The sequence below is a fragment of the Acinetobacter sp. CIP 64.7 genome, assembly GCF_000369745.1.
Classification (GTDB): domain Bacteria; phylum Pseudomonadota; class Gammaproteobacteria; order Pseudomonadales; family Moraxellaceae; genus Acinetobacter; species Acinetobacter fasciculus.
The window spans coordinates 204,759-217,394 of record NZ_KB850178.1 but is presented as its reverse complement, the minus strand read 5'-3'; the positions used below and the strand labels follow the sequence as shown (position 1 = coordinate 217,394).

Here is a 12,636-nt window from a genome sequence, read left to right as displayed (position 1 = left end):
TAGACCAGTTATCAAAAACTTCATTGATGACTTTATTCTCGATAAAAATCATCTGCTACCACAGAGAATCTATAAATAATAGTGCGTAAGTCCTATAATACTTAAAAAACTCATAGGCATACTAATTAATATTCTTTTGTACAGTCTATCTCTAGCAAAACATGTTGTAAATCAGGCACAATGAAACTATAAATTTCAAGTTTTTATAGCCTGAGTGCTAGCGGTATTTTTTAATGACAAATAATAATTTTTCACAAGTAGCAGCTTTTATCTGGTCGGTGGCAGATTTGCTGCGTGGTGACTTCAAACAATCGCAATACGGTCGTGTCATTCTCCCATTTACGCTGTTGCGCCGTTTAGAGTGTGTACTTGAAGACAGTAAGGCAGATGTATTGGCAGCCAATGAAAAAGTGAAACTCATGCCGCTGCCAGAAGAAGCCAAAGAAAAAATGCTGCTAAAGGCAACCAATGGCCTGTCATTTTTTAATACCTCCGAGCTGGATTTAGGCAGCCTGGGTCAAAAAGACATTCGTTCAAACCTCAATACTTATATTCAAAACTTCTCCAAAGATGCACGTGAAATCTTTGAACACTTCAAGTTCGATGAATTTATTGGTCTCCTGGATGATGCCAATTTGCTTTACAAAGTCGTTCAATATTTTTCAGATCCTAAAATTGATCTCAGTCCAAAAAATATATCTAACCATGAAATGGGCTTGGTGTTTGAAGAGCTGATCCGCCGTTTTGCTGAAGGTTCAAATGAAACTGCAGGGGAACACTTTACCCCACGTGACATCGTTCGTTTAACCACAGGTCTGGTATTCAGTAAGGATGATGATGTGCTGAGTGGTGACGGTATTATTCGGACCATTTACGATCCTACGGCGGGTACGGGTGGGTTTTTATCCTCAGGTTCGGAATATGTCTATGAGCATAACCCTGATGCGGTAATGCGCGTTTTTGGGCAGGAGTTAAACCCAGAGTCTTATGCGATCTGTAAAGCGGATATGCTGATTAAAGGTCAGGACGTGCGTAATATCAAATTGGGTAATACGCTATCCAATGACCAGTTGGCCTATGAGAAGTTTGACTACATGCTATCGAATCCGCCATTTGGGGTGGACTGGAAAAAGATCGAATCAGACATCAAAGACGAGCATGAGCAAAAAGGTTTTGAAGGTCGTTTTGGTGCAGGCTTGCCACGTGTATCGGATGGTTCTTTGCTGTTCCTGATGCATCTGATCAGCAAGATGCGCAATAAAGACGACAGCACGGCGCAAGGCAGTCGTATTGGTATTATCTTGAATGGTTCGCCGTTGTTTACAGGCAGTGCGGGCAGTGGTGAAAGTGAAATCCGCCGTTATATTTTAGAAGCAGATTTGTTGGAAGCGATTATCGCGCTACCCACCGATATGTTCTATAACACCGGTATTGCGACCTATGTTTGGGTACTCAGCACCAAAAAAGAGACTCAACGTAAGGGCAAAGTACAGCTGATTGATGGGAGTAACCTGTACAGCAAAATGCGTAAGTCGCTTGGCTCTAAGCGTAATGAAATGAGCGAAGATGATATCGCGATGATTACCCGCAGTTATGGTGACTTTGAAGTGACGGATGCACGTGAACTGGATAAACCTACAGAGGTTAAATCTAATCGTGGTCGTCAATCGGCTAATCCTAAAAATGAAGCTGCTAAAACCTTTTCTAGCAAAATCTTTAATAGCTACGAGTTTGGCTACCGCCGTGTGACCATTGAGCGTCCATTGCGTTTATCTGCTCAGGTGAGTGACGACGCCGTCGCATCGTTACGTTTTGCACCGAAGCCTTTTAATGCAGTGATGCAAAAAGTGTATGCGCAATACGCTACAACGTGGACAGAAGACAGCTATGGTCAGCTTGACGAGTTTGACGTGGAAATCCGTGCGCTGATTAAAGCTGAATTTAGCGAGCTGAAAGAAAAAGATATCAAGACCGTGCTTGAGCCAAAACTGTGGTTAGAACAGCGTTTATTGATGCGTAAAGCTGAAAGCCTGCAAACCAAGATTGGTACAGCGCAATGTGATGACTTTAATGCCTTTGATGATGTACTAAAGCAAGCGTTAAAAGATGCCAATGTGAAGCTTGAGACTAAAGAGAAGAAGCAATTTATTGATGCCATTACCTGGAAGAATGCTGATGCTGAGCCAGTTGTGAACAAAGTGGTGAAAGGCGCAGAAAATCCGCTATATGGTCAGTTTAGCTATAAAGGCAAAGTGGTTGAGTTTGTACAGGATGGTGATTTGCGTGATGCGGAGAACATTGCCCTTGACCCAAGCCAAAGCACCACCGATTTAATCGAGTCTTATTTTAAGCGTGAAGTTCAACCGCATGTGCCTGATGCGTGGATCAATGCAGATAAGCGTGATGCTCAGGATGGTGAAATTGGCATTGTGGGTTATGAGATTCCGTTTAACCGTCATTTTTATGTGTATGAGCCACCACGTGACTTAGCGGAAATTGATGCGGATTTGGATGCGGTCAGCCGTGAAATTATGGCACTTCTGCAAGAGGTGCATTCATAATGGCAAAGTATCAGAAATATGCTGAATATAAGGATTCGGGTGTAGAGTGGTTGGGGGAGATTCCAAGTCACTGGGCAACTTGTTCTCTATCAAAATTATTTGCTATTAAAGCAGGTGGGGATGTCGATCTAAAAAATTTTTCAGAAGATCGATCAGAAGAGTATCCGTATCCTATTTATACTAATGCAAATAATGAAAATTCAATTTATGGGTATTCAAAAGTAGCAAATTATCAAGCGAATTCAATTACTGTAAGTGGTCGTGGAGAAGTAGGCTTTTCGGTTTATCGAGATCATCCGTTTGATGCAATTATACGATTGCTAGTATTAACTCCTCAGAAAGAGTGTCATCCAAAGTTCTATGCTTATTACATTAATGAAGTGATTAATTTCAGGGTTGAAAGCTCGGCAATTGGTCAATTGTCGACTCTTCAAATTTCACCTTATAAAACTGTTTTACCAGCGATAGATGAACAGAAATTAATTATTAGTTTCCTCGACTACGAAACCGCAAAAATTGACAACCTTATTGCCAAACAAAAAAAGTTGATTGAACTGCTAAAAGAAAAACGCCAAGCGGTGATTAGTCATGCGGTGACCAAAGGTTTAAATCCAAATGTACCGATGAAAGATTCAGGTGTGGAATGGTTAGGGAAAGTGCCTGAACATTGGGAAGTAAGACAGCTTAGATATTTAGGAAGTTGCCAAAATGGTATCAACATTGGGGCTGAATATTTTGGTTCAGGCTCGCCATTTATTAGTTATGGTGATGTCTATAGAAATCCTGAGTTGCCAAGTGTCTTTGAAGGTCTAGTGCAATCCACAGAAAATGATAAACGTATCTATTCTGTGCAAAGAGGAGATGTATTGTTTACACGTACATCAGAAACTATTGAAGAAATTGGGTTTTCATCAACGTGTCTAACTGATGTTAAAGATGCAACCTTTGCAGGCTTTTTAATACGTTTTAGACCTATTCAAAATACGTTATTACCTGAATATTCAAAATTTTATTTCCGTAATATTCTATTAAGGGCATTCTTCGTTAAAGAAATGAATCTTGTAACACGAGCATCGCTCAGCCAAGAGTTACTAAAAAAACTAGCCGTTCCATTTTCAAGTTTAGAAGAACAAAAGCAAATTGCGGATTTTCTTTCTGCTAAAGAACGAGTTTTTGACAAACTAGTCAATGATTGTATAAAGCAAATTGAATTATTAAAAGAACGCCGTACAGCTCTAATTTCATCTGCGGTGACAGGCAAAATCAATGTCAGCAACTGGCAACACCCCAATGAGGCTAAAACGGAGTTAAGCCTATGAATATTCTCAGTTGCCTCAAACAAATGTGGAATCAAGCAGATACAAAAAATCATTGCATAAATAATTGCAATGATTCACTATATGCTCAACAACACCCGACAAGGCTAGGCAAGCAATTGCATCCTCAAACTGTCGGGTTACTTGTTTCTAGCGCCCTAAAAAATATAAAAATAGGGGCAAGCCATCTATGAAATCTTTTAACAAGCCTGCCAAAACTTTTGCTGAACAAATCGAATTATTAAAAGCGCGTGGTATGCAGTTTGCCAATGAGCAACAGGCACAATTTTACCTAGAGCAAATCAATTATTATCGCTTAGGTGCCTATTGGCTTCCGTTTGAACATACCCACTCACCTCATTGCTTTAAACCTGATACCAGTTTTGAGCAGGTTCTAGAGCTGTATGTATTCGACCGTGAACTAAGACTACTCATCCTGGATGCCATAGAGCGTCTGGAGGTTGCCGTTCGGACCCGTTTTGCCTATGAATTGGCACATCGGCATGGCTGTCATGCCTATCTACAAGGTCAGTACTTTAAACCCACCTTTAGATGGCAAAGTTTACTCGAATCACTGAAAACTGAAGTGTCCCGCGCAGATGAAGTCTTTATAGAACACTATAAACACACCTATGATGAGCCTGAATTACCACCAATCTGGGCCACCTGCGAAGTCATGAGTTTTGGTCAACTGTCCAAATGGTATCAGCTCCTGGCACCAATTCAGACACGTAAAGCCATTTCCAGTCATTTTGATTGCGATGAAAAACAGTTTGAAGGGCTGTTACAGCACTTTGTTTACTTAAGAAATACCTGTGCCCATCATTCAAGACTATGGAACCGCAAATTTACCAAAACCATTGCCAAGCCACGCAGTAAGCCGATGGGGCTTCGGGTGCAATGCAATTTTGAACCTAGTAACTCGGCAGAGCGAAAGATTTATAACAGTCTGGTATTTCTGCTTTATTTCATGGACAAAATCGCCCCACAACATACATGGCGTAAACGTCTGGTAGATCTACTTTTGACACATCACAACATATCAAAAACAGCGATGGGCTTCCCTGAAGATTGGCAAAGCCATCCTATTTGGCAGATAGAACAGTAATAAAGAAATTTGAGTATTGAGAGGGTCGGGGAATAATGAGATCGGATGCAACTTTAGAGACCATCTTCCAGCAAGATATTATTGCGCAAATGCAAAGCCATGGTTGGCTTGTGGGTTCAGGCGCAGGCTATAACCGTGAAAAAGCGTTGTATGAACAGGATATTTTAGACTTCGTACAAAAGACCCAAGACAAAGAGTGGCAGAAGTTTAAAAGCATCTTCCCGAATGATACCGAACGCCATTTTTTAGATACCGTGGTGGTTCAGCTTAAAAAAGCTGACATCAATGCTACCGATGTCGAATCTCGCAGTTATGGCACATTGGGCGTATTACGGCATGGTATCCGTACCCGTGGGGTACGTTTCTCATTTTGCCAGTTTAAACCTGAGCATGGCTTAAACCCTGAACTGAATCAACGCTATCAGCAAAACATCTGCCGTGTGGTGCCTGAACTGGTGTATAGCCCATATGCCAACAAAGCCGAATTAGAAGCGACAGGCAAACAAGCCAAAAAATGGCGCATCGATCTGACTCTGTTTATCAATGGCTTTCCTGTGGCAACCATGGAACTTAAGTCAGAGTTTAAGCAAGCTGTGCAAAATGCCATGACACAGTATAGAAAGACTCGCTTACCCAAAGACCCTGAAACCAATAAGCCTGAACCCTTGCTCATGTTTAAACGTGGTGCATTGGTACACTTTGCCGTCAGTCAGTATGAAGTCTATATGGCGACGCATTTAAATGGTGATAGCACTTACTTCCTGCCATTTAACAAAGGCACCAAAGAGCAGGGTGCAGGCAATGACATTCCTGAAAATCAAAATGAATATGCAACAGGCTATTTATGGAATGAAGTACTCACGCCTGAAAGCTTACTGAATATTGTCGGTAACTTTATCCATCTTCAGATTGAAGAAAAGGAAGACTGGGAAGGTCGTATATACAAAAAAGAGAGCCTGATCTTCCCACGTTATCATCAGTGGAAAGTGGTCAGTAAACTGGTTGAGGACTCATTAGCTGAAGGCACAGGACAGAAATACCTGATTCAGCACAGCGCAGGTTCGGGTAAATCCAACTCAATTGCATGGACGGCGCATCAGCTTTCTAGCCTATATGATGCTAACAATAAAAAGATGTTTGATTCCGTCATTGTGGTGACAGACCGAACCATTTTAGATGCGCAACTACAAGACACCATTTATCAGTTTGAACATGCAGATGGCGTCGTGGGACGGATTAACAACAAGGAAGGCGATGGCTCCAAATCGGAGAAACTGGCAAAAGCTTTGGAAATGGCTCAGCCGATTATTATCGTGACCATTCAGACTTTCCCATTTGTACTACGTGCCATTGAAAACAGCACCAGTTTAAAAGAACGTAAATACGCCGTGATTGCCGATGAAGCCCATTCATCCCAAAGCGGTTCCACGGCGCGTCAGCTTAAAGAAACTTTGATGCTGGAAGAGCGTGAAGAAGATGAACAACTTTCTTCGGAAGATGTACTCGATGCAGTGATGGCATCACGTAAGGGTAGTGCTAACTTAAGTTTTTATGCCTTTACTGCCACGCCAAAGGATAAAACCTTACAGCTCTTTGGACGTTTGCCCGATCCAAGCATGCCGCCGTCTAAAACCAATATTCCTGTGGCATATCACGTCTATTCGATGCGCCAAGCGATTGAAGAAGGCTTTATTCTGGATGTATTGAAGAACTACACCAACTATAAAGTCATCTATAAGCTCAAGCAGAAGATTGAAGAAAAAGATGCTCAGGTCGATGCCAAGAAAGCCAAGATCAAGCTGAACCAATGGGTACGCTTGCATGACCATAATATCTCGCAAAAAGTACATATCATTATTGAACACTTTAAAAAGAATATTATGGGCTTACTCGGTGGACAAGCCAAAGCCATGCTGGTGAGTAGTTCACGTAAAGAGGCGGTGCGCTATAAACAGGCTTTTGATAAATACATTGCTGAGAACAAATACCAGAATATTCAAGCCATGGTGGCATTCTCTGGTGAAGTTGAATTCAACCAGAATGATTCTGATTGTAGGCATTTACTGGGGCAGAAATTCACTGAAAGTAACATGAACCCGAACCTGAAAGGTCGTGAAATGCGTAAGGCATTCGATAGCGATGACTTTCAGGTAATGATTGTGGCAAACAAGTTCCAGACCGGCTTTGACCAGCCGAAGCTGTGTGCAATGTATGTCGATAAGAAATTGGGTGGCGTGGAATGCGTACAGACATTATCTCGTTTGAATCGTACTTATCCGGGTAAAGCAGAAACTGGCACCTTTGTTCTGGATTTCTTTAATGAACCGCAAGATATTCTGGATGCCTTCCAACCTTACTACCAAACGGCAGAACTGGCAGATGTGTCCAATCCTGATCAGGTGTACGATCTGGCCAACAAGTTGAAGTCAGCAGGTATTTTCCTTATGACTGAGGTAGAGCAGTTTACAGAAGCTTTTTATAGCAAGAACAAATCCAATGCGGCACTTGCCAATATCTGTAAGCCGGCGATGCAACGCTGGCAACATCGTTACACGGCAGCCATGAATGATTATGATGTCACCAAGAACCGTTTAGAACGCTGTAAACAGACAGGTGACGCCGTACTGATTGCCAATGCTGAAAACGAATTTGCTGAAGCGAAGAAAGCCCGTGATGCACTGGAAATCTTTAAAAAGGATTTAGGCAGTTTTACCCGTTTCTATGAGTTTATGTCTCAGATCGTGGAATATGACGACAAGGAGTTGGAGAAGCTCAGTCTTTTTGCCCGTAACTTGCGCCCATTACTGCGTGAACAGGTGGCCGAAGAGGATGAGATTGATCTAAGCAATGTTGCAATGACGCATTACCGTTTGTCCAAGTTGCGCCAACAGGATATTCAGCTTAAAGCCGATAGTACCAAGCATAAACTTGAGCCTGGTAATGAACTGGGTACTGCAAAGCCGAAAGACAAGAAAGAAGACTTTTTGTCGCAGATTTTAAGCCGTATGAATGATCTGTTTGTGACGGATAATCTGACAGAGAAAGACATGATCAACTATGCTCTGACCATTGCTGACAAGATGTCTGAGAACACACGAATGATGAAACAGATTCATAACAACACTCGTGAACAGGCCATGCTGGGTGAGTTTGACACGGCGCTTGATGATGCTGTATTAGACAGTAATGCAGCGCATATGGAGCAAATGACACAGTTGATGAGTGATCCTGCGAAGATGAAGCAATTTGCGCATATTATTTATGATGTGTTGGTGAATAGACAGAAAGATATATGACAGCACTAGTACGATGATAAAGAACCCATGTTATTTATAATGTCTTTCAAATCGACTGGATCATCAATAGTAAGCTTAAAGTCACTATATAAATAATTGTTATTGAAATTTTACTAAATTCGAAAAAAATGTAGGGGGTGTTATGGCATATTTCTTGGGGTTTTTATATATTGCGACATATATAGTGATTTATTTGTCACTGTTGTTGCTACCTTATTATGTTGCTTATTCTATAATTGAACCGCATAGCTTTTTCGGCGTGGTGGGCGTATTTATTTTAGGGTCAGTAATTGTACCTTTAACTTTGGGTTTTGCTTTTCTAGTATTTGGAAGTTTTTTTGTTGCTTTTGATAAGTTTAAAGAAAAAATAGGTCCAAAACCTCAATCCTTATCATCACATAGCTACGATAGTACACCATTAGATGTAACTCCTGAACCTGAAAAGAAAAATATAAAGGGTGCGGTATTATCTACAATTTTGGGGCTTGGAGTATTGGGACTGATATTATTTTTGGCTATTAATGGAGCTGAAAAAATTGAAGAGGCTAATTCTGATTATGAAACAGCCTCTTATGAAGAAACTGTAGATGATACTTCAACAGGTTATCCTTACACCGATACATCTAATGATGAACCAGTTGATTCTTATTTAACTGATAATACGATTACAGATAATTATAGCTATATGAATGACGCTGTAGATGAGTTTCTAGAGATACTAACGGATTTGTGTCTGTACAATATAGTTGTAAACTAATGACTTAATAAAATCAATGATTTAAAAATTTCACACATTCCAATTTTTACATTAAAGTCTTAAACTTAGTTTAAGACTTTAATTTTCCATTTAACAATATAGTTGTAAACTAAAAATGCCGACTTGATCAGAGACCAATCTTCTTTTCCAACTTTGCTAAAAGCTTTAGTTCTTTAGGCTGTAAAGAATTCTGTTGATCAAGTAGTCTACCCCACATAACAATATCTGATTGTATACTGGCACAGATCCAAGCATTAGGGCTAGTGTCATTTTTCCGAATTACTTTAAAGCCCATATGTAGTGCTGCACAAATAAAGGCTCCATTTGACACATATGCATTATCAAAGTGGTTCAATTGACGGTGATAGTATTCAACGCTATGTTTAAATGTATAACTACCTAGATTGTAGCGAGTAGCTTTTATTTTTTTCAGATGCTGTAGATACATACAGCATCGCTGGCATTCATCAAGCGCTTTTTTTAGACTTTCTCTATTCTTTTTAAAATTTTGAAGATATTCAGCTTTAGAGTCCTGAAACGTATACCGTTTATAAAAAGATTCATGGTATGAGTCAGAGTGGCCAAAGCCGTTATAGTCTAGTAGAGGTTCTTGCTCCAGAATTCTTTCAATATCAGCCAATGTAATTAAATGATTTAAAGAGTCTGATTTTTTTTGAAGTTGCGCCATTGCTAAAGCCCATGGCTTATTCACTTCTTTGAAAGAAATTACATCAAGTGCATCAGTTTGTGTTTTTGCTTGTTCACTTTTGACAAGTTCTTTGGCACGTTTTTTTGCTCTCTGAACAGATAATCCTGATGGGAAAACTAAGTTTTGCATAAGTGCTAACCTTATAGCTCGCCATTTTCATTGTGCAGCCCACATCACCCTTATGGCATACAATAAGGATAGGAATATTCATCTCAAGACAAGAAATATACATTATCGCAAGGGGATATTCGCCAACTCAACTAAAATTGAGCGGTGGACTGACTAGCATAGTATCGATGCTTGATATCAAATTAATGTCCAAATAAGTAAATGTCAAAATATTTTTAGTACGGAATAAAAAAGAGCTCTTTTTAGATATGAAATTTTTTTTAAGTTTTTAATTTTTATTCAACTTTAGGTAGGGCGTGTATAGACTATGAAAGTAGTATCATTGCTTTTACAGCCTAGAGAATAGGTAAAAAAAGCTTGACCTATCCCAGAAGTTGAACAAGATTTCTCACATCTTCATTACGTGGAAATTCTTGAGATAAAATATTTGCAATACTTTTTGGATATTTATGAATTTTACCTTGAGATGCTACATTAATTGCATGAACCCATTGATCGTAAATGGTGCCGTTAGTAACTAGATCACTAGCATTTCCACCAGCTCTTAGCCATATAGTTTTTAATCTGTCAGCAAAAAGCTCCGCACATAGCTCTATAATTATTTCATTAATTTCATGGTGAGAGATAATCGTATTTCTTGTAGGAAAGCTTCTGGCCTCAAATAGTTTTAACTTAAGTCTTTCTGTCTTAGATAATAAGGCCTTAATATGTGGAATAGTTTCCTTAAATGTCTTGTCTCCACTCTTATAAGAAGAATAGATATCTTTTGCAATGTTTTTCCATTTGTTTTGGCTAATTATAATACCAATCATACTTGCCTGAATTTTCCAACTTCCATGGCTAAGTAGATATCTTGCAATTTCCTCATTTATAGAGCGCCATTGGATTAGTTGTATAATCGTATTTAAGGGTAAGGAGCTTTTTTGTTGAGCAAGTTGAATAATTTTTTGACTAAGTAATGATTCTGGTTGGCTAATATTTTTAACTGCTAGTAGAGTCAATATTTTTTCAGCTACAGAATGAAGTATTAAATTTTTTTGAGGGTTTTCAATATGTGACCATATTAAAGCTCTATTATCATAGTTTAAAAAAATATTAGAGATCTCGTCATCTATATGTAAAGTTTGAATTATTTTATTGAAAATTTTTTCTGGATTATTATTGCTAATAATTTTACTTAAAATATAGAGAATATAATATTCTTTTGTTTCTTTAGTTGGAAGAATTCTATTGTCGATGTCAAGACAGTTAAGCCATACTTTAAGCCAAATGTAATCCCCTAGGTCAATATTGTTTAATATTTTTTTATCTAATAAAATTCTATTTGTTACAAATTTTAAAATGCTGGTATTTTTATATTCAATGATAGCGTAAATTATCTCTGAATTAGGATAATTATCTACCAAGGTTTGTAAGCTCTGTGTGTTATTGAAAGTTAATTGATGTGTAAGAGATTCTTTAGCATCATAAAAGTATCCTGTGGCTAATGCATGTGCATGATACCAATTATTTTTCTTGCAAAAATCTAAGAAGTTTTTAGTAATATTTTCTTCTGAAAATTGAGAATTATCACACAACTTAACTTCAAAGGATTTTTTATCAGTAAGAATATTTTCTATAATTTGTGAAATGATAGGATTGGATAATAGTGATAAATATTCTGACGCTAACTCATTGGTTTTATTTATATTGTGACTAAATCCAGCTAAAACTATTTCACTCCACCATTTATAAGACTTTTCTTCACTGGCTGTTTTAAGGATAATTTCAATTTTTTCTAGATTGAAATTATTGCTTATACTTGAGATCATCCAATTGTATATATCAATGTTGTAGTTTAGGGGTAAAGGTATATTGGCAAGAGTAAACAATTGATCAATATCTAAATTATTTATATCTTTATTTATAAAATCTGTAGCTTCCTCTACTAATTTTATGATTAGTGGATTTTCATCCTTACCTGTTGATAAACTAGCTCTTAATAGTTTAATAGAGTTTGGTATGTTCGGATTTTTTTTGTACTCCTGATAATTATTTATTATTTTCTCTACAATTCTTAATTCATTTAAGTTGTTATAGTCACAAATTAGTTCTTTAAAAAATAAAAAACCTTCACTTTGTTTGTTCAGTAGAAATTCTGAAATGTTTTTTCTGTTTGGTATACTATGACTTTTAACTTTACTAAATCTATCTGTCCAAGAAAGCTCATAGTTACCTAATACACAGTATAATATTGGGTTTAACAAAGATGTTGTATCCTGCTCTTTAAATACACAATGCAGAGATAAGTTTTGACGTGCTTTTGGCCATAAAGACTTCCATAAAAAACTCATAATATTGGGCCATTGCTCAAAATTGTTCGTTAAACATACAGAGTTTGAGTCTATTAATGTATTTAAAATAGTTAAACATTCATCATGGGGTAAAGAAAAATTTAAGATATTTTTACCCATTAATTGATTGAGTACCGTATCAATTTCTTCTTGTTCCAGTAGATGAGTGATGGGCCAGATTGCGACGTTACTTTTTACTGAGCCAGATCTTGTTTGCTTTAAATCTGGTGTTGTATACCAAATAGCGAAATAGGTATCTATAGTTCCACAATTAAGGGTATATTCCCAGCTTGAAGGTTGGCTGGGGAGGATATCTGTTAGACTAACTAATTCTATAGGAAATTCAATATCAGTTTCAGATATTAGTTTATGACCTCGAGAAGTATATCCAAATACTAAATACTTAGGCCAAGCCATTTTATCCATT

7 protein-coding genes are annotated in these 12,636 nt (G+C 38.0%); 5 read left to right on the top strand and 2 right to left on the bottom strand.

Annotation, left to right across the window (positions count from 1 at the left end):
* The first annotated feature begins 233 nt into the window (after positions 1-233).
* From F890_RS03190 to F890_RS03165, 5 genes are all read left to right on the top strand, one after another.
* Positions 234-2,561 carry a type I restriction-modification system subunit M gene (locus tag F890_RS03190; protein ID WP_005265702.1) on the top strand — a complete coding sequence of 776 codons (2,328 nt, stop codon included), beginning with the start codon at positions 234-236 and terminating at the stop codon, positions 2,559-2,561.
* Positions 2,561-3,880, top strand: coding sequence for a restriction endonuclease subunit S (locus tag F890_RS03185; RefSeq protein WP_005103543.1), 1,320 nt, complete (start codon positions 2,561-2,563; stop codon positions 3,878-3,880). Before F890_RS03190 ends, F890_RS03185 begins: the two co-directional genes overlap by 1 nt.
* A 187-nt stretch (positions 3,881-4,067) precedes the next feature.
* Positions 4,068-4,985, top strand: a complete 918-nt coding sequence (locus F890_RS03175; RefSeq protein ID WP_005265700.1) for an Abi family protein — start codon at positions 4,068-4,070, stop codon at positions 4,983-4,985.
* Positions 4,986-5,020: 35 nt separating this feature from the next.
* Positions 5,021-8,281 (top strand): type I restriction endonuclease subunit R, encoded by a 3,261-nt coding sequence (locus F890_RS03170; protein ID WP_005265699.1) that lies wholly within the window; start codon positions 5,021-5,023, stop codon positions 8,279-8,281.
* Between the two features lie 142 nt (positions 8,282-8,423).
* Positions 8,424-9,038 (top strand): hypothetical protein, encoded by a 615-nt coding sequence (locus tag F890_RS03165; protein WP_005265698.1) that lies wholly within the window; start codon positions 8,424-8,426, stop codon positions 9,036-9,038.
* 127 nt (positions 9,039-9,165) lie between these two features.
* Here the strand turns inward: F890_RS03165 and F890_RS03160 are convergent, their stop codons facing one another.
* Complete coding sequence (locus tag F890_RS03160; protein WP_005265697.1) at positions 9,166-9,876, bottom strand: hypothetical protein; 711 nt, start codon at positions 9,874-9,876, stop codon at positions 9,166-9,168.
* Positions 9,877-10,238: 362 nt separating this feature from the next.
* Complete coding sequence (locus F890_RS03155) at positions 10,239-12,635, bottom strand: GAP1-N1 domain-containing protein (protein WP_005265695.1); 2,397 nt, start codon at positions 12,633-12,635, stop codon at positions 10,239-10,241.
* Between the last annotated feature and the right edge of the window lies 1 nt (position 12,636).